We start from the raw sequence: 22,139 nt of genomic DNA on the forward strand, positions 1-22,139 counted from the left end.
TCATTCGTCCGCTTTGTAAACCAGGAGAGAAAACGAGGAGAAACATGTTCGGTCGAACGCGCCCTAAAACAGCCCGTCGCCGTCTCGGCACGGTCGTCGCGCTCACTTCCGCGCTCGCCGTGGCGGGCAGCCTCGCGGCGACCCCGGCCCTCGCGGACGACCCGGTGGAGATCCCGGTGTCCTACACCGTCACCGGGAAGACCACGGTGAAGAAGACCGGCGGCACCCTCGACCTCGGCCCGGGCCAGCTCGACGGCGCCCTGGTCATCGACGGTGACAACGTCGGCATCCGGGGGAACCTTTCCCTGCCGCCCTCGACGGCGAACATCTCGCTGGTCTCGGGCGTCTTCAAGATCAAGGCCCGCGTGCGGATCGAGCCGACCGGCCCGGTCACCGGCACGCTCGCCAACGGCGATCTGACCACCCATTCGCAGGCGAACATGCTGATCGACAACATCGTGGTGGGCCTGTTCTGGCCGGTCATCCCGCTCCCGACGGTGCCGAACGCCTGCAAGACGGTCAAGCCGCTGGACCTGACCCTGGTCTCGAAGAACGTCGACCTGTTCGCGCCGACCATCCCGTCTTCGGGGACGTTCACCATCCCAGAGTTCAAGGACTGCTTCATCAACGACCTCGCGCTGGGGGCGTTGATCTCCGGTCCGGACAACACGATCAACCTGAGCATGAAGTCGAACCTGTCCTAAGACCTGGTGAGTGGTGAGGACGGTTCCCACCGTCCTCACCACTCACGAGATCGTCAGCAGAACTGCGGCGCGGCCGGGTCGACCAGCGCGACCCCGGTGCCGTCACCAGCGGAAACGGCGTAGACCGGAGTGCACACGCCGGACGATTTCCACATGTCCATCGGCGGATCCCAGCTGGTGTCCCGGCTTTCCTGCTTGAGGTTGCTGCCCCAGGCGAAGACACTCCCGTCCGCCTTCAGCACGACGTTGTGGTTGTAGCCGGCGTCGATGGCGACGACGTCCGACTGTGCCTCCGGTGGCACCGACGACTGGCCATAAGTGTTGTCGCCCCAGGCGATGACACCGCCGTTCTTCAGCGCGATGCTGTGGCGGAACCCGCCCGAGATCGCCGTCACCCCGGACACCGCCGCCGACGGCACGGCGATCTGGCCCTTCGAGTTGCTGCCCCAGCCGATCACGCCACCGTTCTTGATGGCGAGGCCGTGGTCGACGCCCGCGGCGATCGCGGTCACGCCCGAGGTGACCGCCGGGGGAACGGTGGTCCTGGAACCCCAGCTCAGCACGCCGCCGTTCTTGAGCGCCAGGTTGAAGTACGCGGTGGTGGAGATGGCCGTGACCCCCGAGGTGGCGGCGGCCGGGACGACGTTCTGACCGTAGAAACCGTTGCCCCAGGCGATCACACCGCCGTTCTTGAGCGCGAGCTCGTGCGCCCAGCCCGCCGCGATCGCCGAGACGCCCGACGTGGCCGAGGCGGGCACGGTGGCCTGGCCGTAACTGTTGTTGCCCCAGGCGATCACACCGCCGTCCTTGAGGGCGAGGTGGGTGAGCGAGCCCGCGGAGACGGCGGTCGCGCCGAAGGCCGAGACGGGCACGGTGCCCTGCCCCTGTTGATAGTCGTTGCTTCCCCAGGGCCGCGGTTCGCCGGTGGGCGCGGCGTGCGCGGTGCCGGAAAGGGAAACCGTGGCGATCATTACGGCTATCGCGGTACTCGTCACGCGCCGTGTCGCGGATCGTCGATTGACTGAAGCCATGCGGGAAATGTTAACCCGGTTCCGCCGGTCGGCGGCTTCTTTGTCATCGCCGGACAAACTTCATAATCGCATTCAGCGTCCACTGACAAGAAAGAACGGGCTCCTCACCCACTCCGAAACATGTCGACATGAATCCTTGTTACGTACATAACTCGCGGGTAACCTCGGTTTACCCCACCACCGAGAAAGCCGCTCTAGTCGAGCATATTTGATCAGAAAAATCCGCCGAAAGGCGCATGGGGAAAGCCGCCCGAGACGTAAACTGGATCAAAGGAGATGACAGGTATGTCCCGTAGACTTGGCAAGTTGTCAGCCGGCGTCGCCACCACCGGCATCGTGTTCGGCGCCGTCGCCGTGCTCACCGCCGGCACGGCCGCGGCCGCGACCACCTACGCCACCGGCACCGTCGCCTACATGTGCAACTTCCCCGGCATCGGCCAGCAGCAGCTGGACGTGAAGGCGAACTTCACCGGACCGGACTCGGTCGCCGCCGGCGGCACCTTCACCCCGGCGTCCGTCGCGGGCTCCGCCACCATCAACGCCACCATCAACGCGCTGCTCAACGCCGCCAACTACGACGGCGTGCGCGGCAAGGCGAACATGCCGGTCACGGTCACCAACGCCTCGCCGGCTTCGGCGACGGTGACCAACCTGGACGTTCCGACCCAGATCAACCCGTACGTGCCGGGGCCGCGGACGTTCAACATCGTCCAGGACGCGGGCACCGGCGTGCCGACGTTCACGGCGGGCACGCCGGGTTCGGCGACCGCCTCGCTCGGCACCACGATCAACGCGCCGCTGGACTTCCACAAGAAGGACGGCACCTGGACGGCGTGGAACTTCAACTGCACCGTGAAGAACACCAACCCGGCGCAGAACCGGGCGTTCAGCCCGGCGATCCCGGTCACCTGATGAACCACCCGTGCGGTGCGGGGACGCCCGCCCGCACGGGTCCCCCTCGCGACCGTGAAAGGAGTCCGCATGCGACGGGCACTCGGCAGGCCGGCCGCCATCATCGCCGTCCTCGTGTCCGGCGTTCTCGCGGCGCCCACGGCCGCGGCGGCGACGGACCACTCCACCGGCACCCTCACCTACTCCTGCAACCTTCCCGGCGTCGGCGCGCAGCCGGTGTACGTCACGATGTCCTTCGACGGCCCCGATTCCGTGCCGAGCGGCGGCAGCTTCACCCCGGCCGGATTCACCGGCTCCATGACCTTCAACGCCGCCGCCGTCGCCTTCTTCAACGCCGGTTTCGACCGTATCCGTGGCGGGCTGGCCGCACCGATCACCGGGACGAACGTGCTCCCGCCCCCGGTGAGCACCGTGACCATGAAGCTGCCCGAGGTGCCAGGCCCGTTCGTGGCGCCCTTCACCGCGCACCTCGTGGAAGACCCGGGCAGCGCCGTGCTCACCTTCACTGCAGGATCACCCGGGACGGCGACGCTCGCACTCGGTACACCGCTGAGCTTCACCCTCGAACTCCGCAACCGCAACGGCGCATGGATGCCGTGGCAGGTCGCTTGTGCCGTGCGAGTCACCAACCCGCCGCAGAACCGGACGTTCGCCCCGGCGATCCCGGTCACCTGACGAACATGAGAGGAAGCCTGGTGAGACAGCAGGTCCGGCGGATGAGCGCGGTCTTCGCCGTCTCGGTCGCGGCGCTCACCCCGCTCGCCACCGGACAGGCATCGGCCGCCACCGCTCACGCCACCGGCGTCGTCGTGTACATGTGCGGCTTCCCCATGATCGGCCAGCAGCCGCTCGACATCACGGCCAGGTTCGACGGCCCGGGCACGGTGGCCGCCGGCGGCACGTTCACCCCGGACGCGATCGCGGGTACCGCGACCTTCAGCGCCCTCCACAACGCGACGATCTTCAGCGCCGCCAACTACGACGGGGTCCGCGGCCGGGCCACCGCACCGCTGTCCGGCACGAACGTCACCCCCGCATCGGTGACCGTGGCGGGACTGGACGTGCCGGAGCAGATCACGCCCTACGTACCCGGGCCACGCACGGTCGGCTTCGCCCAGGACACCGCCACTTCCGCGCCGGCCTTCACCGCGGGGGCGCCCGGTTCCGCGGTCCTGGCTCTCGGCACGACGTTCAAGCTCGAACTCGATTTCCACAAGCGCGACGGAAGCTGGGATCCGTGGACGCTGAACTGTACGGTCAAGAACACGAACCCGGCGCAGAACCGCGCGTTCGCCCCGGCTATCCCGGTCGTGTGACAGGAGAGGAAGCCAGATGACGCAGCAGGTTCGCCGGACACTCGGGAGGCTTCCCGTACTGGCGGGCGTGATCCTGCTCGCGGGGGCGCACGGGGCGCTCGCCTCCTCGGCGGCGACCGATCCGGCGACCGCCGAGACGCCGCTGCAGGGCGCCGCGCCGGCCCGGCAAACCCTGGGAAACACTTGCGTCTTCCCGGATCCGGTCGGCGAACGGCCGGTGCCGATGGAGGTCCAGGCCACCCTGCCGAAGGTCGTACCCACGGGAAAACCATTACAGGTCAGGGATTTCTCCCTGACGTTCACCCTCCCCGAGGGAACGCTGGGCGGCCTCACCGAAGTGGCCGGCGCGGCGACGATCGAGCTCACGGCCACGCGCGAGGACAAGAAGAGCCCGGTCCCGGTCGCCCTCGAGATCCCGGCGACCAAGGTCCCCGCCACCGGTGAGCTGAAGCTGGTCGCGAAGGGCAAGGTGCCCGACATCGTGGTGAGCCTCCCCGGCGAACTCCGGCTCACCACGGGAACGCCGTCCCTCGCGCTGACCGCCGTGCCGGCGACGGAGACGCCGCTGAAACCGGTCACCTGTACACAGGCTCCGGATCAGGACACCGAACTGGGCAAGATCACGCTCCTGAAGATGGAGGCCGCGAAACCGGGGGACGCGAAACCCGGCAAGAAGCCCGCGGCCGAGGCGAAGGCACAGGACGCCGACGACGAACGTGAGCCGATCTTCGTGCAGCCCTTGCTGCCGTTCGAAACGCAGGGCCTCTCGACGGTGGCGAAACTGGGCGCGGTCGTCCGGCTGGCGCCCTCGTTCATCTTCAACGCCTTCTGGCACGTGTACATGGAACCGCCGCATCGCTTCACCGGCTCCACGATCATGCCGCCGAGCAAGGTGACGATCCTCGGCTTCGGTTTCGTGCCGATCAACGGGACGCTGGAACTCCTGCCGCCCGACTACAAGACGGGCAACAACGTCATCGACGTCGACGGCCAGCTCCACGGGGACACCACGACGACGGCCACCACCCGGCTCGAAGTGTTCGGGAAGTTCAAGGACGTGACCGTCAACGGCGTCGCCCTCGACGTCGGCTCGAACTGCGTGACCAGTGAGCCGATCGTGCTGAACCTGCGCGGACCGAACTGGGACGTGAGCTACGGCGGCGTGCTGCGGACGGACCCGAACGACCCGAATCCCGCTTACCGGGGCTTCACCCTGCCCACGTTCTCCGGTTGCGGGGTCAAGGAGGACCTCGACTCCCTGCTGAGCGGAATGGGCTCGGGGCCGGGCAACCAGGCGTGTGTCGGGGTCAACCAGGTCGGCTTGCCCTGGGACGACGTCCGCAAATGCCCGAACGCGGAGCCGCCGGTGGCGCGTCGCTGACGATCGGCGAGGACTCGTTCATGAGCGAAAACCAGACGGTACTACCCACGTTCTCGGAGGTCAGGTGGATGACCTTCGAGGAGCTGACCGACATGCTGGCGGCCGTCGATCCCGCGCGGCTGGCGAGGGCGAATCCGATCGATCTGCTGGAGGCGCCCTGGGTGTTGATCGACGAGGACTTCCGGGGCGGGTTCATCAAGCACTGCCGGGAACTCACCGACGATCGGTTGCGGCACTGCGCCGAGATCGCCGAGACGTTCTTTTCCTGGCTGATGCCCTACGGCGGTTACAGCTGGCGGTCCGCGACAGCGAACAGGTTCCATCTGTCCACGACACTGATCCTCGCCATCGGCCCCAGGACGGACATCGCTCTCCTCGACCCGATGCGACTACTCCACGAGCTCCTGCACGACTCGCCGCCGGTCGAAACGGCACGCGAACTCCTGGCGGGTCCGTCGCCAGGACCTGAAGCCCGCGCGATCGTCGGACGGCTGAGCCTGCTCTGGCACCTCCGGCGGATCGACCACCTCCTTCCCCCGTCCGCGGAAAAGGAGTGCTACGAGCAATGGAAAACGCTGTGAGAGCTCGGATCTGAAGACCGTCGCTACGAGCCGCTCGGCGTCCACTGTGGACTTTTGCGCGGCGCCGGAAGCACCTCCGGCAGCGCGAATCCCGCCGACGCCGAAGGGTTGACGCCGGCCCGCAGCGCGAGCTCCATTTCGAACCGCGCTCCCGGGTCGCGCAGGTGCTCGCCGAAGGTCGCCTGCAACTGCCGCATGCGGTAACGCACGGTCTGCGGGTGCACCTGGAGACGTTCGGCGATGTCGACGACGTTGCCCTGGCTGTCCAGCCAGGCGCGCAGGGTTTCGAGCAGCCGTTCCCGCTGTTTCCCGGTCATCTCCGCGAGCGGGGCGAACAGGCGGTCGCGCAGCTGGCAGGTCAGCGCGGCGTCGGCGTTCACGAGCAGGGTGGCGAGATGGTCTTCGGCGCGGATCACCCGGCGGGCCTGGATGATGCCGCGTTCGGACAGGTGCAGGGCCTCGCGCGCCCAGCGGAGGGAATCGGCGACGGAGTCCAGCGGGCGGCACGGGCCGATCGAGAGCCGGTAGTCCGGCAGCGCGGCCTGCAGGGTGGCCAGGCGGGCGGCGGAGAGCTCGCCGGGGACGAGCACACGCGGCTCAGCGCAGTCGAGTTCGGCGAGGACGTCCGAATCCACCGCGTTGTGCCGCCGCGGTCTGACGGTGTCGCCGATCGGGTGCAGCACCACCGGCGTCGCGCGCTCGGGCACCGTCCAGCCGGTCAGCTGCGCGAGTTCCGCGATCGCCTTCGACGGCGCGGGCGGGGTTTCCAGCACCAGGTGCAGCAGTTTGCGGCGCCAGGTGTCCAGCGCCCCGGCGGTGCGCGCCTTCGCTTCGAGGTAGCCGTCCAGCGCGACGGACGCGAGCTCGTCCATGAACGCGAGCATCGCGTCGGCCAGTTGCGACATCACCGCCGACGAGAGGCCGCTGCGGCGGCCGACCCGCATGATGCGCCGCCACGAAACCCTGGCCCCGACCCGGTACGCCGACTGGAGGGTGTCGAGGCTGCGGCCTTCCCGCATCTCGTTCTGCCCGAGGCGATGGTGGACCTCGTGCGACTGTTCCTTCGACACACTCGGATCCGCGATCTGGGCGACGAACAACGTGATCGCGTACTCGACGCCCGCGCGGATCGACTTCCCGTACGGCCCGTCGAGCGGGCGCGCGTACGCGGGGATGGTCGCCCGGATCTCGTCGACGATCTCGTTGGCGAGACTGCCCAGTTCCGGTCGCAAAATGTCGGCGAGCTTGCGGGGAAGTGCCGCAGGGGGCTGCGCAGCGTGTTCGATTCCGCGCTCCACCGACATCGCAGCTCCTTTGCTCCGCCCAGCGTCCTGACATCCCACGATCGTCGTGGGGTGACAACGAACACATCGCGAAGTCGCTCGTGAATGTGTCACCTTTCGCAGAAGAAACCGATTTCTTGTCACCATCGTGACAAAATCACGGGTCATCCCTGAATTTTGATGACAAGTGCCCGGCAAACGCCTCGCGCGGTACGTACGAACGGCCGATGAATACGGAGCGTCACTGCTTTCCGGTGAGCAATTCCCCGAGTACTTCGAGCACGGGCTCCAGCACGCGGACCTCGGTACCGGCGCATTCGGTGATCCCCGCGCCGACGACTTCGAACCCGCTCAGCCCGCGAAGCATCGCCACCAGGCGCTCGATCGTCAAGCCACCGGGCTCCGGATAGTTCAACCCGTCGAACTCCGCGGGATCGAGCACGTCGAGGTCGAGATGGACGTAGACCTTGTCCGCGCCGGCCAGCCCGGCGGCGACGTCGGCCGTCTCGACGACGAGCCCGCGGTCGACCGCGGCCCGCTCGGCGTCGTCGAAGGCCCTCGTCCCCGCGAGGACGACGCGCCCGGGTTCGACCGGCGGGTTCGCGGCGAACTCCGGGTCGCCCTCACCGAGCAGCGACCGCAGCACCATGCCGTGGAACGCGCCGGACGGGGACGTCTCCGCGGTGTTGAGGTCGGAATGCGCGTCGAACCAGGCGACGCCGAGCCCCGGCCCGAAGCGGTAGCGCGCCACCCCGATCGGGATCAGCTCGACGCCGCAGTCCCCGCCGATGGTGAGCACCGGCCCACCCGGCGCCTCGAGGGCGGCCAGCTGCGCGGACCGGTTCGCGCCGGTGAGCACCGCGCGGTTGGCGATGCCGTCGACCACGGGCGACGTCTCGCGGGTCTGCCGGATGTGGTGCACCGGCGCGCTCAGTACGTGGCCGGCCAGCTCGGCGAGCGCGACGCAGCCTTCGGGCAACTCCGGCGCGCGCTCGGTCAGAGCGCCCTGGAACTGGGGTACGGCATTGATCAGCACCCGGCCCAGGCTAGCGGCGGCCGCAAGTCCGTGAAGAGCGGACGGCCGGGGCTTGGGCGGATCGAGATGCCGCGTTGCGAAAGCCACTTTCGCAACGTTGAAGGTTGCGAAAGTGGCTTTCGCAACGTCAGCGAAGGTGGTCACCCCGGGGCCCAGCGACCATGTCGCGAAAGCCACTTTCGCGACTTCTGATGTCCCGAAAGTGGCTTTCGCGACACCACCGCCCCGCCGCCGCGCGGTGAAGGGCCCCATCCCCGCATAAGACGCGACGAAGGGGCCCTTCACCGCGTGGCATGCGGTGAAGGGCCCCTTCAGCCCACGTCACTCCAGGACGAGCAGGAGGTCCCCGCCTTCCACCTGCTGGACGGCGTTGATCGCGCGCCGCGCCACCTTGCCGCCGGTCGCCGCGGTGATCGACGCCTCCATCTTCATCGCCTCGATGGTCGCCACCGTCGCGCCGGCCTCGACCTCGTCGCCCTCGGACACCTGCAGCGTGACCACACCCGCGAACGGCGCGGCGATCTGCTTCGGGTCGCCCTTGGCGGCCTTCTCCGTCGCCGGGATGTCCGACGCGATCGAGGTGTCGCGCACCTGGATCGGGCGCAGTTGGCCGTTGAGCGTCGACATCACCGTGCGCAGCCCGCGCTCGTCGGCCTCGCCGATGGCCTCCAGCTCGATCAGCAGCCGGACACCCTGTTCCAGGTCGACCGAGTACTCCTCGCCCGGCCGCAGGCCGTAGAAGAAGTCCTTGGACGGCAGGACGGAGGTGTCACCGTACTGCTCGCGGTGCGCCTCGAAGTCCTTCGTGGGCCCGGGGAACAGCAGCCGGTTCAGCGTCGCGCGCCGGTTCTCGGCGAGCCCCTTGTGGTCCTCTTCGGACAGTTCCTGCACCGGCTTCGGCTGCGCCCGGCCTTCGAGGGCCTTGGTGCGGAACGGCTCCGGCCAGCCTCCGGGCGGGTCGCCCAGTTCGCCGCGCAGGAAGCCGATCACCGAGTCGGGGATGTCGAACTTGTTCGGCTCTGCCTCGAAGTCGGATGGCGAGACACCCGCGCCGACGAGGTGCAGCGCGAGGTCACCGACCACTTTGGACGAAGGCGTGACCTTGACCAGGTGCCCGAGGATCTTGTCCGCGGCCGCGTACATCGCCTCGATGTCCTCGAACCGCTCCCCGAGGCCGAGCGAAATCGCCTGGGTGCGCAGATTCGACAGCTGACCGCCCGGGATCTCGTGGTGGTACACCCGTCCGGTCGGCGAAGAGAGCCCCGCCTCGAACGGCGCGTAGATCTTGCGCACGCTCTCCCAGTACGGCTCCAGGTCACCGATCGCCTGCAGGTCGAGCCCGGTCGGCCGGTCCGAGTGGTCGGTGGCCGCGACGAGCGCGGAAAGCGACGGCTGCGACGTCGTGCCCGCCATGGAGGCGACGGCACCGTCGACGGCGTCCGCCCCGGCCTGGATCGCGGCGAGGTACGTCGCCAGCTGGCCACCCGCGGTGTCATGCGTGTGGATATGCACCGGGAGGTCGAACTCCTTGCGCAGCGCGGAAACCAGCCGTGCCGCCGCCGGCGCCCGCAGCAGGCCCGCCATGTCCTTGATGGCCAGGACGTGCGCCCCCGCGCCGACGATCTGCTCCGCCAGCTTGAGGTAGTAGTCCAGCGTGTACAGCTTCTCCGACGGGTCCGACAGATCCGAGGTGTAGCAGAGCGCGACCTCGGCGACGGCGGTCCCGGTCTCGCGGACGGCTTCGATCGCCGGGCGCATCTGCTCGACGTCGTTGAGGGCGTCGAAGATCCGGAAGATGTCGATGCCGGTCGCCGTCGCCTCCTCGACGAAGGCGTTGGTCACCTCGGTGGGGTACGGCGTGTACCCGACGGTGTTACGGCCGCGCAGCAGCATCTGCAGGCAGATGTTCGGCACCGCTTCCCGCAGCTTCGCCAGCCGCTCCCACGGGTCTTCCGCGAGGAACCTCAGCGCGACGTCGTAGGTCGCGCCGCCCCAGCATTCGAGCGAAAGCAACTGCGGTGTGGTCCGCGCGACCACCGGCGCGACCGCGAGCAGGTCCTTCGTCCGCACACGGGTGGCGAGCAGCGACTGGTGCGCGTCGCGGAAGGTGGTGTCGGTGACGCCGATGGTCGGCGACTCCCGCAGCCAGCGGGCGAAACCGTCCGGGCCGAGTTCGGTGAGCTTCTGCTTCGAACCGGCCGCCGGTTCGAGCCCCTTGGGCAGCTTCGGCAGTTTGACCTGCGGGTCGAGGGTGCGCGGACGCTCGCCGTGCGGTTTGTTGACCGTCTTGTCGGCGAGGTAGGTCAGCAGCCTGGTCCCGCGGTCGGCCGAATGGCGCGCGGTGAGCAGATGTGGGCGCTCCTCGATGAACGACGTCGTGACGCGGCCTTCGCGGAAGTCCGGGTCGTCGAGGACGGCCTGCAGGAACGGGATGTTCGTGGCCACACCGCGGATCCGGAACTCGGCGACGGCGCGGCGGGCGCGGCCGACGGCGGTCTTGAAGTCGCGGCCGCGGCAGCTGAGCTTCACCAGCAGCGAGTCGAAGTGCGCGCTGATCTCGGTGCCGGCGAACGCCGTCCCGCCGTCGAGGCGGATACCGGAGCCGCCGGGCGAGCGGTACGCGCTGATCATCCCGGTGTCCGGGCGGAAACCGTTGGCGGGATCCTCGGTGGTGATGCGGCACTGCAGGGCGGCGCCGCGCAGGTACACCTTGTCCTGCGACAGCCCGAGGTCGTCGAGCGTCTCGCCGGAGGCGATGCGCAGCTGCGACTGGACGAGGTCGACGTCGGTGACCTCCTCGGTCACCGTGTGCTCGACCTGGATACGCGGGTTCATCTCGATGAAGACGTGGTTGCCGTCCCGGTCGAGCAGGAACTCGACGGTTCCGGCGTTGCGGTAGCCGATCTGGCGGGCGAACTTCACCGCGTCGGCGCAGATCCGGTCCCGCAGTTCCGACGGCAGGTTCGGCGCCGGGGCCAGCTCGACGACCTTCTGGTGGCGCCGCTGGACCGAGCAGTCGCGCTCGTAGAGATGGATCACGTTGCCCTCGCCGTCGGCGAGGATCTGGACCTCGATGTGGCGGGGCTCGACGACGGCCTTCTCGATGAACACTGTCGGGTCGCCGAAGGCCGACTCGGCCTCGCGCGCGGCGGCCTCGATGGACTCGCGCAGCTGCGCCGGGTCCTGGACGCGGCGCATACCGCGCCCGCCACCGCCGGCGACGGCCTTCACGAAGACCGGGAAGCCGATCTCCTCGGCGGCGGCGATCAGTGCGTCGACGTCGGAGGACGGTTCGGAAGAACCCAGCACCGGCACCCCGGCCTCGCGCGCGGCCTTGACCGCGCGGGCCTTGTTGCCGGTCAGTTCGAGGATGTCCGCGCTCGGCCCGACGAAGGTGATGCCTTCGTCCTCGCACGCGCGCGCGAGGTCCGGGTTCTCGGAGAGGAAGCCGTAGCCGGGGTAAACGGCGTCCGCGCCCGCCTTCTTGGCGGCCGCGACGATCTCCTCGACCGACAGATAGGCCCGCACCGGGTGACCGGGTTCGCCGATCTCATAGGCCTCGTCGGCCTTCAGCCGGTGGAGCGAATTGCGGTCTTCGTGCGGGAACACAGCCACCGTGCCCGCGCCGAGCTCGAATCCGGCGCGGAACGCGCGGATGGCGATCTCACCCCGGTTGGCGACCAGTACCTTGCGGAACATGCCGGTCCTTCCCATCATCGGATCGGTAGGTGAGGCACGTTACCTGTTCGGTCCCGCAGGGCGGGAGTTGTTGCCCAGGTGATGGACATCATCCCCGCCTGAGTTGCACACCCGGACTCTGGAGCACCCGGTTCGCGGTGCCCTCGTGGACCCCGGTCAGCACGTCGACCGCGGCGAGGTCCACGAGTGCCTTCGCGACGTCCGGCGCGGAGACCGCGGGATGCAGGGACCGGTACAGCGCGGCCACCCCGGCGACATGCGCGGCGGCCGACGACGTGCCGCTGAGCACCCTGCCGCCGTTGCCCCCGGCGTTGGGTCCCGGCACGTCCACGCCCGGTGCGAACAGGTCGACGACCTCGCCGTAGTTCGACGTCGACCCGACCTGGTCGCTCGCGTCGGTCGAGCCGACGGTGAGCGCTTCGGTGACCCGGCCGGGTGAGAACTTGCCCGCGTCGGTGGCCTCGCCGCCCGCCGGGAGGGCGATCGGGACGACCGCCGCGAGCGCGCGGACGGCGGCGTCGAGCTGGTCGTTGGCCGTGCCCCCGATACCGAGGACGGCGACGGCGGGCTGCTGTGCGTTCTGCGTCACCCAGTCGATACCCGCGATGATCTTGTCCGTCGCGCCGCCGCCCTGGGCGTCGATCACCCGGACCGGGACGATCTGCGCGCCCTTCGCGACCCCGAAGGTCCTCGACGCGGCGACACCGGCCAGGTATGTGCCGTGACCGTTGGTGTCGGTGGTGTCCGTGCCACCGTTGAGGAAGTCCTTACCGGGCTTCACCCGGCCGCCGAAATCCGGATGCGCCGCGTCGACCCCGCTGTCGATCACGTAGACCGTGACGTCCTTCGCTTCGGTCTCGTAGTGGTAGAGCTGGTCGAGCCCCGTTCGCTGGTCGATCCGGTCCAGCCCCCAGTTCGGCGGGTTCTGCTGGACTTCCGTCGCGGAGGCGGGCGGTGCCACCAGCACCAGGAGCGCCAGCGCGGCCATGACCCGTACCAGTCGAATGATCATGCCTTGGCTCTACGCCTGTCCACCGGGGGCGGCAACCCCGGAGTGTCACCCGTTCGACTGGTCTTGGCCGATGTGGCCGCTGACCGTCGACTTCGGGAAGCAGACCAGCGCGTCGAAGGCGTCGACGACGTCGACCGGGTTGAACAGATGCGCGTGCCGGATGCTCCGCGGTCCGGCTGTTCCCCGGCGTGCGCGGAGGTCCACGAGCCCAGGGCCCTCGGCTTCGACGCTGTCGTCCGCGGGCGCTTCCAGTTCTTGGCGGTACACGGTGAAACCGAGCCGCGCGGCCGGGTCGGGCTTGAGCCCGGTGGTCTCGCCCTCGACGGCGGTGAGCCCGAGCGCGAAGTAGTCGTCGCCGAACTCGGCGGCCAGATGCGTGCCCGCAGACGGTGCGGTGAGCCCGGGGAACGGCGAGAACGGCACGCGCTGGAGGTGTCCGTTGTGGAGCATCACGACGATTTTCGTGTCGTCGCCGTGCAGCCGCCGGATCAGCCGGACGGTCTCCGCCATGTACGCGTCACGCGAACCGCTCTGCAAGGCGGGCGCGTCGCCGGACATCATCGCGGCGACCTCGGCGAGGTACGCGTCGACGCGCAGGGCGCCTTCGACGTGGTGCTCCGCGACGGCCGTGTTCCCGTAGACGGGACGCAACGAGGTCAGATGCGTTTTGAGGCGGGTGAGCGCCGCGGTCGCCTTGTCCTTGGCCGCGTCGTCGAGCGCGGCGTACTTGGCGGGCGCCTCCGCGCTGCTGACCGACGCATACCCCTTGGTCGCCTCGATCGCCGCATCGACCAAGCCCGTGGCTGCGTCGTCCACAGTGGACAGGTAGGCGCGGACCGCGTCGAGCGACGGCATCGGTGAGCCCGAGGAACTCGGCACGTCGAGGCCGTAGTAGCGGACGTCGCCCCGTTCGCGAAGCCACGTGAGCATTTCGTGGGCCTCCGGCGACTCTCCGAGCGAGAAGGTGAAGCCGTCGCGGCCGATGTCGGCGACGTCGCCCGGGGCGCCGTTCAGCCAGTCATCGACGAGCTTTCCCTCGGCGAAGCCGGATTCGAAGGCCACGACCCGGAAGCCGTGCCGCTCGATTAGGTGCTGGAGCAAACGATTGCGCAGGTCGCCGAACTCGTGGAGGTGGTGGTTGTTCTCACCGATGGCGACGATCTTCGCGTCCCCGATGAGTTCGGCGATCTTCGCTGGGTCTGACATACTGCCCACACTAACGCAACAGGAGTAGCAATTGGCAACCTCCGGTACCCAGCGGCCCGGCGGCCGGACCGAACGGACCCGCCAGGCCGTCCTGCACGCCACCCTCGATCTGCTGGCCGAACGCGGATTCAGCGAACTGACCGTGGACGCGGTCGCCGAACGGTCCGGGGTGCACAAGACCACGGTGTACCGGCGCTGGTCCTCGCCGGACGGCCTCGTCGGCGCCGCGCTGCAGATGGGCGCGGAGGACGACTGGGCGGCGCCCGACACCGGTTCGCTCGAAGACGATCTGTACGAAGTGGCCGCGGAGGTCGTGCGGTATTTCACCGAGCCCGCGCTGAAGGAACTGCCCACGGCGTCGGTGCTGGCGGCATTCCAGTCGCCGCAAGCGGCCGAGGCACTGCACGACTTCTACACCGACCGGCACGTGCGCATGGCGCCGATCGCGGAGCGGGCCGTCGCGCGGGGCGAGATCCCTGCCGGCACGGACGGCGACGAACTGGTGCGGGCGGTGTGCGGGCCGATCTTCTACCGGCTCTTCCTGTCGCGGGAAAGCGTCACGGTGGCGGAGGCGCGGGTCACGGCGCGGGCGGTGGCCGTCGCGGCGCGGGAGGGTGCTTTCGTGCGGTCGCGGGATTAGTCCTGGGGCGGAGTTCGCGTGGCTGGCAGTGGCTACGCGTTTAGTCCTCTCGATGCGGGTGATTCGAGTCGCCGTTCCGTGAAGGAGGCCTTGAGGGACCCAGGGTCCCTCGAAGTTCCCCTCACGGTGCGGAACTCTCCCTCGGCTCAGCCGAGGAAACTCGACCTTCACACCTTGCCGAGTACGTGAAGGCCTCCTTGCCTACCCTCAGGGTAGGCAAGGAGGCCTTCACGGAGCATCGGGCATGGCGAGGGGCCCGTCGCCGGCGGCTGACGGGCTCCTCGGGGTTCAGCGGTGATGCAGGGTGTTGCGGCGGGGTTGTCGGAGCGGATCTCGGTATTGGGGCGGGATGAATTCCGGTAACCCATCGGGCGCCATGCGGACTTCCCAGTCACCATGATGGATCAGCCGGTGGTGAAAACCGCACAGCAGCACGAGATTCCGGAGATCCGTGGGCCCGCCGTCTGCCCAGTGATGAATGTGATGGGCGTGGCAGTTCTTCGGCTTCCGATGACATCCCGGGAACGCGCAGCCACCGTCGCGGATGTTCAACGCACGGCGCTGGCCCGGGGTCACGAACCGCCGTAGTCGTCCCACGTCGAGGGGTTCTCCGGCGGCGCTCATCACGACCGGCAGCATCAGGCAGTCGCAGGCCGCCAGCCGTGCTTCGCGGGCGGTCATCGTCCCGACAAAGTCCAGGCAGGCGGTCCCAAGACCGGACTTCAGCTCCTCGAGTCCGATGGTGACGTTCACCAAGGTCCGGTAGCCGCTGGTGCCCGGCTGATCCGGGCACGCGATCGCCAGATCCAGAATGTCGACCCACGCATCACCCAGGCGCTCGCACTTCATCCGCAGATCCGCCTGCCCGAACTCATCGACAGGCCGCGGCTGGGCATACACCTCCAGTGCGGCGGCGGTGCGGGCCCCGGTCTCGTCATCAAGCAGACCGGTCAGCTTCCAAAACCCGTCCCTACGGCGCTCCAGCGTGATCTCCCGGCGCGGCTCCTTCGGTTCCGGGTCTTTCGGCTCGTTCCCGTCCGGGTCCAGCAACCCAAGCAGGTTCGCTTCAGCGTCCGCGAGCTGCCGGGGACCGGCGTCGCGGGCAAGGGTCGCGAGGATCTTCTCGGCATTCGCCCGATCCTCAGCGGAGGTGTCGGCGGGGAGTCTCTTCAAGAACTCCAGGATCTGATCGATCCGCTCATCCCCGACCAAACCTTCGGCCGCCACCGCGGCCGTAGCCGGTGCCACAGCAGGAACCTCGGTGCCGCCCAAAGCCCGTGTCGGGTTCAACGCGATCGCCCGGTTCACCACCGCACGCGCCTCACCGACCGACAACCCCGCGATATCGGCGAACCACTTATCCGTACGGCCATACCCATACAAGTCCTTGACACCCCGAGACTCGATCTCCGCCAAAAACCGCCCCAAACCGGCGGTCGCCATCCGAATCACCTGCAAGGACTGCTGCACGCCATGGGCAAGCTCCAGCTTGCCAGCACGCCACAACTCCTGCGGCAACTCGGGAAGGAAAGTCTCGGACACCCCTCAAGAATACACGAAAAAATCGAACAAACGTTCGTAATTTTAAGCGACATTGAAAAGAGCGAAACAACACTGAAGGGTGATCGGGTCCGAAAGCGCCGCTACACCCCGAAGCCTCCAGAGACCCAGAACCGCCGAGGGATTGAGGACAGTTTTACCGTCAGCGCCAACGACTTTCCGGGCCAGACTGGTCTCTCCGCACCAGGAGAGGGGACCGTCATGACCGAGGAAGTCCGGAACGTGAAGATGCCGGGCAGGCTCAAGTTCGTCCGCGGTTTCCTTTGGGTGCAAGCGGTCCTCAACGTCCTGGCGAGCGCGCTCGTGACCGCCCTCGCGGTCGACGAGCTCGAGCACGGCAACGAGGAGGCGGGCCTCGCGCTGGCGCTGGCACTGCTCGGTTTCGTGGTCGCGGTCGCGTTGATCGCTTGCGCGATAAGGATTTCCCGCGGTTCGCCGTGGGTGCGGCCGACGGTCATCGGCGTGGAAGGGCTGGTCGTGGTCATGGGGCTGATCAGCCTGGTCAACGGCGGGGCGATCACCCAGCTGATCGGGATGGGCATCGCCGTCGGCGTCATCGTCGTCCTCAACAAACCCGAGGAAAGCGCCTGGTTCAGGCGCTGACGAGGTCGATCCGGTAGCGCACTTCGGAAAGCGGGACGTCCTCGCCGGGCATGATGTCGGTCTTGGTCGCCCCGTCCGGCACCCATCCCCCGGCGGCGTAGAAACGCTGGGCGCGCTTGTTGGTGTCGAGCACCCAGAGCGTCGCCTGCCGGTGTCCCGAGTCCCGCAGCGCGGCGACGGCGGTGTCCAGCAGCTGTCGGCCCAGTCCCGTACCCCAGCGGTCGGGTTCGAGGTAGATCGCGCGCAGTTCGCCGCGGATCCGGTCGACGGCGGTGAAGCCGAGGAGCGTTCCGTCTTCGACCAGGACCAGGATGTCGCCTTGGTTGGCGGGATCGGCGAGGGTCCGCTGCCAGCGGGCGGCCCTGCCCTCGACGGAAAGATCGCGGAGGTAGAGCTCCGGCAGCAGGCCCTGATACGCCGCCTGCCACGACCGCACGTTCACCTCGGCGATCGGCCAGGCGTCCTCGACGGTCGCGGGGCGGATCGTGGCCATCGTCAGCCGTTCTCCTTGCGGGCGGCGAGACCGGTCACGATGGCGAGCACGAGCACCATCGACAGCGCGATCCCCCAGCCCGCGCCGGTCACGCTCGAACTGCTCGGCATCGCGTAGAAAAGCATGCACACCATGACGATGCCGCCTCCGGCCACGCCGCCGAGGAACGCGATTCCGAACGTCGCCGGCCGCAGCAGCACGCCGAGCATCGTGCCGATGAGGAGCATGACCGAGACAACGAGGTAGATCGTCCCCTCGTCGGCCCGGGTCGACGAGTAGCCGAAGAGTTCGACGGCCTCAATGACGAGGCCGAGCGCGCCGAGAAGCGCCGACACGATGGCCGCGACGGCGAGGGCGTCCCGCGGTTTCCCCAGCCCGAGCCGGAAACTCCGGTCACGACGCACCGACACCAGCGCGCAGACGGCCGCGGCGATCAGGCAGCCGTCGGCGAGGACGAGAAGGACCGGGCCGGACGGGATCGCCGAGAGCAGCGTCAGCCCGCACAGCGTTCCCGGCCCTGCCATCCGGCGTGTCTTCGGCAGGAACATCGCGATCCCCGCCCCGATCGCGAAGGCGACGAGCGGAAGGACGGCCCAGCCGCCGTCCTCGAAGAAGTCCTCCACACTGCTGCTGAGCGCGAACGCGATGACCACCAGGTACACCGCCGCCGCGAAGGCGAGCAGGCCGGCGGCGACGGCGAACGGGCCGGGCTTCGGCCGCACCGGTTCAGGCTTCGGAAGTACGGGTGGATCAGGGTTCCTGGAGGGTTCCGGGGTCGGCGCGGGCGTGTGCACCGGACGCGGTTCCGGCACCGGCTTCGGTTCTTGGACGACCTGCCCCTCGACTCGCACCGCCACCTCGCCGGTCGGCCCGGTCACGGTGACCCGCGCCTCGAACGCCCCGAGCTCCGCCTGGTCCAGCACGATCTCGGCCCCGTCGCCGTCTTCGGTCACCCGCAGCCAGGAATGCGAAGACGCGAATCGGCACGCCCGCGCGATCGGCGGGCCTTCCAGCCGGATGCGCGCCACCGGCCGCGATCCCCGGACGACCTCACCGAACCGCACCACCTCGGGCTCGGTGCGCACTCGCGCGTCCCGCCTCGCCAGGTCGGCGGCCTCGGCGATGTGTTGGATGTCCGTCTGCGCCATCGTGGTGAGCACCTCGTGCGCGCCGATGGCGACGGAGAGGTTCTCGCTCGTCAGCCTCCGCTGGAGTTCCGTCACCGCGCCGAGGCGCGTGAACATGTTCTGATCCTCGCTCGCCGCGCGCAGATCGGCCGGAACCGGCGACGGTTTGATCCGGCGGCGCCTGCTCCGCGCCAGATACAGCTCGCCCTGCATCTCGATGTCGCGGCTCGGTGTCTGGTTCGGATTCCGCTCACGAACGCTGTCGAACAGGTAGTCGTACAGTTCGCCGAGCGCGACCCAGCCGTCCTCGTCGCGGTCCGCGTCGCCGGTCCGGAGCCCGTCGACCAGTGCCGACGTGAACACCGACGGCTGAACGTGATCGTCGGCGAGGTGGTCGCCCTCGAAGGCGTACTCGATGGAGTTCGACGCGGTGATCACCGCACGGCCGCGGCCGCCGAAACCGCCGGCCGGGAACGCGTCGAGCACGTTGGCCTCACCGGTGGCGCGCACGGCGACCCCTTGGCTGAAAGCGCCGCCGTAGCAGCAGTCCAGCAGGAGGACGATGCTCCGCGACCGGCTCATCCGCATGCAGCGCTGGACGAAATCGGCGGGGACGGCGGTCGACGCGAGCCGCTCCGGCCGGGTGTTGCGGGCGGCGAAGAACAGCTCACCCGACTCGCTTTTCAAGCCGTGGCAAGAGAAATGCACCAGCAGGACGTCGTCCGGCGCGCTGTCGGCGAACAGGTCCTCGACCCGGCCCGCGATCACGTGCGCGGTCTCGTCGCGTACCACCTGGACGGCGAATTCGCTGATGTCGCGATCGGCGAGGACCTCGGCGAGCGCCTCCGCGTCGGCCGCCGGGGATCGCAGCGCGCTCAATCCGGGGTTGTCGTACTCCCCGTTGGCGATGATCAAGGCACGCCGCTCGCCGGTCATGACGACGAATGCCTGCTCACGAAGAGATCGACGAGCTTGTCCTGATCGGTGAGCGTCGCTTCGGACAGTTCCAGCACGTCGCCGTCGATCTCCAGCCGCACCGTGCGTTTGACCCGTCCGCCGCGCGAAAGCCATTCCCGCACGGCCGCGACGACAGAGCGCAGTCCTTCGGCGGACTGTCCCAGCGTGACCAGCAGTCCGCCCACCGTCGCGACATCGAAGGCACGGGAACCGGCCGGCGGCGGACCGGCGGGCAGCGCCTTGACCTCGGCGACCCCGCGATCGATCAGTGCGCTTCGGAGGTACCCGGTGAGCTGGTCGACGCGCTCGGCGTCGGCCCCGTCCTCACCGAGCTGGACACGAACCGCTGACGTCATCCCCGGCCTCCCTCGCCCGTACGGAAAGAGGAAAGCGCCTCGGCCCGTCCGGCGGCAAGGTCCGAACGGGCAGAGATGTTCACGTCAGCTTTTTTCCAGGTACTCCACTCGATCTTCGTCGACGACGTCGGCGATCATATGCGCCAGCCCCAAGTAATTCCCCAGAGCCGGGTCCTTTTCGACGATTTCCAACGCGCGGGCCCTCGCCTCGGCGATGACGTCCTCGTCGCGCAGCAGCGACAGCAGCTTCAGGGTCGACTTCTTCCCCGACTGCGCGGCGCCGAGGATGTCACCCTCGCGGCGCAGTTCCAGGTCCATTCTGGACAGTTCGAAACCGTCCGTCGTGGACTCGACGGCGGCCAGCCGCTCGCGGGTGGTCGTCCCGTCCAGGGTTTCGGTGACCAGCAGGCACAGCCCCGGCACACTGCCCCGGCCGACCCGCCCGCGCAGCTGGTGCAACTGGCTGATGCCGAACCGGTCGGCGTCCATGATCACCATCGCGGTCGCGTTCGGCACGTTCACGCCGACCTCGATCACGGTGGTGGCGACGAGCACGTCCAGGTCGCCTCTGGAGAACGCCTGCATCACGGCGTCCTTGTCGTCGGCGGGCATCCGGCCGTGCAGGACGCCGATCTTCAGCCCCTTCAGCTGTCCCTCGGCCAGCTCGGGCGCCACGTCGAGGACCGCGAGCGCGGGCCGTTTGTCGCCCTTGTCCGACGCCGGTTCGTCGCCGATACGCGGGCAGACGATGTACGCCTGGTGGCCCTTGCCGCATTCCTCGCGGACCCGCTGCCACGCCCTGTCCAGCCACGCGGGCCGCTCCGCGACCGGCACCACCGACGTCTTGATCGGCGACCGGCCGACCGGCATCTCGCGCAGCGCGGAGATCTCCAGATCGCCGTAGACGGTCATCGCGACCGTGCGCGGGATGGGCGTCGCCGTCATGACGAGCACGTGCGGGCTGGTCTCGTCGGAGCCGCGGGAGCGCAGCGCGTCCCGCTGCTCCACCCCGAAGCGGTGCTGCTCGTCGACCACGACCAGGCCGAGATCCGCGAACGACACCGTGTCCTGGATGAGCGCGTGCGTGCCGACGATGATCCCGGCCTCGCCGCTGACCGTCTCCAGCAACGCCTTCTTGCGTTCCTTGGCGCCCATCGAACCGGTCAGCAGGGTCACGCGCGTCGCGTTCTCCGCGCCGCCGAGCTCACCCGCCTGCCCGAGGTCGCCGAGCATCTCGCGCAGCGAGCGGGCGTGCTGCGCGGCGAGGACCTCCGTCGGCGCGAGCATCGCCGCCTGCCGCCCGGAATCGACGACCTGCAGCATGGCGCGCAGCGCGACCACGGTCTTGCCGGAACCGACCTCGCCCTGCAGCAGCCGGTTCATCGGATGCTCGGTGGACAGATCCCCGGCGATCTCCTCGCCGATCTCCTGCTGGCCCGCGGTCAGCGCGAACGGGAGCCGCTTGTCAAAGGCGTCGAGGATGCCGCCCTTGGTGTGCGGACAGGCTTTCGCGGGCCGCGAGACCAGGGAATGCCGCCGCTGCGCGAAAATCAGCTGCACGGCCATGGCCTCGTCCCATTTGAGCCTGTCCCGCGCGGAGTTCAGCGCCTGCCAGCTCGACGGCCGGTGGATCCCGCGCAGCGCGCTTTCCAGGCTGGGCAGGCCGTACCGGGCCAGCAGCTCGATCGGCATCGGGTCCTCGTCGACCTCCAGCACGTCCAGCACCTGCCGGACGGCCTTGGCGATCACCCAGGTCGGGATCCCCTGCGCCGCCGGGTACACCGGGATGATCTCGGCGAGGAAGTCGTCCATCGCCTCGGCCTGACGTTCGGCGTCGAAGAGTTCGTACTCGGGGTTCGCCAGCTGCAGGACGTCGCGGAAGGCGGTGACCTTGCCCGCGAAGAGCCCGTTCTTGCCGGGCACGAGTTCCTTTTCGCGCCAGGCCTGGTTGAAGAAGGTGCACTGCAGGCGGCGTTTGCCGTCGGTGATCACCATTTCGAGCAGGGTGCCGCTGCGCGCCTTCATCCGGCGCTTGTTGACGCGCTCGATGCGCGCCATCACGGTGGCGTGCTCGCCGAGTTCGAGCCCGGCGATGTCGGTGAGCTGGCCGCGCTCGGCGTACCGGCGCGGGTAATGGCGCAGGAGGTCGCTGACCGTCTCGATCTTGAGGCCCTTGGCGAGGGCCTTCGCCGTCGCCGCGCCGACGACCAGCTTGAGGTCCGCGCGCAGGTTGGTCATGCGG

19 protein-coding genes are annotated in these 22,139 nt (G+C 68.8%); 8 read left to right on the forward strand and 11 right to left on the reverse strand.

Annotated elements, in window-relative coordinates; all coding sequences use genetic code 11:
• The first annotated feature begins 44 nt into the window (after positions 1-44).
• On the forward strand, positions 45-704 hold the full coding sequence (locus DMH01_RS01650; RefSeq protein ID WP_125673348.1) for a hypothetical protein: 660 nt from the start codon (positions 45-47) through the stop codon (positions 702-704).
• Between the two features lie 53 nt (positions 705-757).
• Here DMH01_RS01650 and DMH01_RS01655 read toward each other — a convergent pair whose 3' ends face one another.
• A complete protein-coding gene (locus DMH01_RS01655; protein ID WP_125674281.1) occupies positions 758-1,675 on the reverse strand; it encodes a hypothetical protein in 918 nt (305 codons plus the stop codon).
• 366 nt (positions 1,676-2,041) lie between these two features.
• On the opposite strand from DMH01_RS01655, the gene DMH01_RS01660 reads away from it, so the two are divergent.
• The 5 genes from DMH01_RS01660 to DMH01_RS01680 all read left to right on the forward strand — a co-directional run bounded on the left by DMH01_RS01660 (position 2,042) and on the right by DMH01_RS01680 (position 5,925).
• Positions 2,042-2,647, forward strand: a complete 606-nt coding sequence (locus DMH01_RS01660; RefSeq protein WP_233621374.1) for a DUF6801 domain-containing protein — start codon at positions 2,042-2,044, stop codon at positions 2,645-2,647.
• A gap of 69 nt (positions 2,648-2,716) precedes the next feature.
• Positions 2,717-3,322 carry a DUF6801 domain-containing protein gene (locus DMH01_RS01665; protein ID WP_125673350.1) on the forward strand — a complete coding sequence of 202 codons (606 nt, stop codon included), beginning with the start codon at positions 2,717-2,719 and terminating at the stop codon, positions 3,320-3,322.
• A 20-nt stretch (positions 3,323-3,342) separates the two neighbouring features.
• Positions 3,343-3,963 (forward strand): DUF6801 domain-containing protein, encoded by a 621-nt coding sequence (locus DMH01_RS01670; protein ID WP_233621375.1) that lies wholly within the window; start codon positions 3,343-3,345, stop codon positions 3,961-3,963.
• A gap of 16 nt (positions 3,964-3,979) precedes the next feature.
• Positions 3,980-5,344 (forward strand): DUF6801 domain-containing protein, encoded by a 1,365-nt coding sequence (locus DMH01_RS01675; RefSeq protein ID WP_125673352.1) that lies wholly within the window; start codon positions 3,980-3,982, stop codon positions 5,342-5,344.
• The gene (locus DMH01_RS01680) at positions 5,308-5,925 is read left to right on the forward strand and encodes a hypothetical protein (protein WP_125673353.1); all 618 of its coding nucleotides are present in this window, start codon (positions 5,308-5,310) and stop codon (positions 5,923-5,925) included. Before DMH01_RS01675 ends, DMH01_RS01680 begins: the two co-directional genes overlap by 37 nt.
• A gap of 23 nt (positions 5,926-5,948) precedes the next feature.
• Here DMH01_RS01680 and DMH01_RS01685 read toward each other — a convergent pair whose 3' ends face one another.
• The 5 genes from DMH01_RS01685 to DMH01_RS01705 form a co-directional block, all read right to left on the reverse strand.
• On the reverse strand, positions 5,949-7,229 hold the full coding sequence (locus tag DMH01_RS01685) for a CdaR family transcriptional regulator (RefSeq protein WP_125673354.1): 1,281 nt from the start codon (positions 7,227-7,229) through the stop codon (positions 5,949-5,951).
• 220 nt (positions 7,230-7,449) lie between these two features.
• Positions 7,450-8,244, reverse strand: coding sequence for an arginase family protein (locus DMH01_RS01690; protein ID WP_125673355.1), 795 nt, complete (start codon positions 8,242-8,244; stop codon positions 7,450-7,452).
• A 321-nt stretch (positions 8,245-8,565) separates the two neighbouring features.
• Positions 8,566-11,943, reverse strand: coding sequence for a pyruvate carboxylase (locus tag DMH01_RS01695; protein ID WP_125673356.1), 3,378 nt, complete (start codon positions 11,941-11,943; stop codon positions 8,566-8,568).
• Between the two features lie 88 nt (positions 11,944-12,031).
• A complete protein-coding gene (locus DMH01_RS01700; protein WP_125674282.1) occupies positions 12,032-12,931 on the reverse strand; it encodes a S8 family peptidase in 900 nt (299 codons plus the stop codon).
• Positions 12,932-13,000: 69 nt separating this feature from the next.
• Positions 13,001-14,161 carry an erythromycin esterase family protein gene (locus DMH01_RS01705; protein ID WP_125673357.1) on the reverse strand — a complete coding sequence of 387 codons (1,161 nt, stop codon included), beginning with the start codon at positions 14,159-14,161 and terminating at the stop codon, positions 13,001-13,003.
• A 31-nt stretch (positions 14,162-14,192) separates the two neighbouring features.
• Here DMH01_RS01705 and DMH01_RS01710 point away from each other — a divergent pair, with 31 nt between their 5' ends.
• On the forward strand, positions 14,193-14,801 hold the full coding sequence (locus DMH01_RS01710; RefSeq protein ID WP_125673358.1) for a TetR/AcrR family transcriptional regulator: 609 nt from the start codon (positions 14,193-14,195) through the stop codon (positions 14,799-14,801).
• Between the two features lie 288 nt (positions 14,802-15,089).
• Here the strand turns inward: DMH01_RS01710 and DMH01_RS01715 are convergent, their stop codons facing one another.
• Complete coding sequence (locus tag DMH01_RS01715; RefSeq protein WP_125673359.1) at positions 15,090-16,343, reverse strand: HNH endonuclease signature motif containing protein; 1,254 nt, start codon at positions 16,341-16,343, stop codon at positions 15,090-15,092.
• A 219-nt stretch (positions 16,344-16,562) separates the two neighbouring features.
• Between DMH01_RS01715 and DMH01_RS01720 the strand changes: the two genes are divergently transcribed.
• Positions 16,563-16,964 (forward strand): hypothetical protein, encoded by a 402-nt coding sequence (locus tag DMH01_RS01720; protein WP_125673360.1) that lies wholly within the window; start codon positions 16,563-16,565, stop codon positions 16,962-16,964.
• On the opposite strand, the gene DMH01_RS01725 is transcribed toward DMH01_RS01720, so the two are convergent.
• The 4 genes from DMH01_RS01725 to recG all read right to left on the reverse strand — a co-directional run bounded on the left by DMH01_RS01725 (position 16,954) and on the right by recG (position 22,135).
• On the reverse strand, positions 16,954-17,457 hold the full coding sequence (locus tag DMH01_RS01725; RefSeq protein ID WP_125673361.1) for a GNAT family N-acetyltransferase: 504 nt from the start codon (positions 17,455-17,457) through the stop codon (positions 16,954-16,956). The genes DMH01_RS01720 and DMH01_RS01725 overlap by 11 nt on opposite strands.
• Before the next feature lie 2 nt (positions 17,458-17,459).
• Complete coding sequence (locus tag DMH01_RS01730) at positions 17,460-19,520, reverse strand: caspase family protein (protein ID WP_125673362.1); 2,061 nt, start codon at positions 19,518-19,520, stop codon at positions 17,460-17,462.
• Complete coding sequence (locus DMH01_RS01735) at positions 19,517-19,897, reverse strand: hypothetical protein (protein ID WP_125673363.1); 381 nt, start codon at positions 19,895-19,897, stop codon at positions 19,517-19,519. The genes DMH01_RS01730 and DMH01_RS01735 overlap by 4 nt, the downstream gene beginning before the upstream one ends.
• 84 nt (positions 19,898-19,981) lie before the next feature.
• Positions 19,982-22,135, reverse strand: a complete 2,154-nt coding sequence (gene recG, locus DMH01_RS01740; protein ID WP_125673364.1) for an ATP-dependent DNA helicase RecG — start codon at positions 22,133-22,135, stop codon at positions 19,982-19,984.
• Positions 22,136-22,139 lie beyond the last annotated feature (4 nt).

Origin of the sequence: Amycolatopsis sp. WAC 04182, from assembly GCF_003947465.1 — a bacterium.
Lineage (GTDB): Bacteria > Actinomycetota > Actinomycetes > Mycobacteriales > Pseudonocardiaceae > Amycolatopsis.

Coding starts and splice junctions, on each gene's coding strand:
- DMH01_RS01685 (WP_125673354.1), bottom strand. CDS start 7,229: ATGTCGGTGGAGCGCGGAATCGAACACGCTGCGCAGCCCCCTGCGGCA.
- DMH01_RS01655 (WP_125674281.1), bottom strand. CDS start 1,675: ATGATCGCCACGGTTTCCCTTTCCGGCACCGCGCACGCCGCGCCCACC.
- recG (WP_125673364.1), bottom strand. CDS start 22,135: ATGACCAACCTGCGCGCGGACCTCAAGCTGGTCGTCGGCGCGGCGACG.
- DMH01_RS01680 (WP_125673353.1), top strand. CDS start 5,308: ATGCCCGAACGCGGAGCCGCCGGTGGCGCGTCGCTGACGATCGGCGAG.
- DMH01_RS01700 (WP_125674282.1), bottom strand. CDS start 12,931: ATGGCCGCGCTGGCGCTCCTGGTGCTGGTGGCACCGCCCGCCTCCGCG.
- DMH01_RS01665 (WP_125673350.1), top strand. CDS start 2,717: ATGCGACGGGCACTCGGCAGGCCGGCCGCCATCATCGCCGTCCTCGTG.
- DMH01_RS01720 (WP_125673360.1), top strand. CDS start 16,563: ATGACCGAGGAAGTCCGGAACGTGAAGATGCCGGGCAGGCTCAAGTTC.
- DMH01_RS01650 (WP_125673348.1), top strand. CDS start 45: ATGTTCGGTCGAACGCGCCCTAAAACAGCCCGTCGCCGTCTCGGCACG.
- DMH01_RS01705 (WP_125673357.1), bottom strand. CDS start 14,161: ATGTCAGACCCAGCGAAGATCGCCGAACTCATCGGGGACGCGAAGATC.
- DMH01_RS01735 (WP_125673363.1), bottom strand. CDS start 19,897: ATGACGTCAGCGGTTCGTGTCCAGCTCGGTGAGGACGGGGCCGACGCC.
- DMH01_RS01695 (WP_125673356.1), bottom strand. CDS start 11,943: ATGTTCCGCAAGGTACTGGTCGCCAACCGGGGTGAGATCGCCATCCGC.
- DMH01_RS01675 (WP_125673352.1), top strand. CDS start 3,980: ATGACGCAGCAGGTTCGCCGGACACTCGGGAGGCTTCCCGTACTGGCG.
- DMH01_RS01725 (WP_125673361.1), bottom strand. CDS start 17,457: ATGGCCACGATCCGCCCCGCGACCGTCGAGGACGCCTGGCCGATCGCC.
- DMH01_RS01730 (WP_125673362.1), bottom strand. CDS start 19,520: ATGACCGGCGAGCGGCGTGCCTTGATCATCGCCAACGGGGAGTACGAC.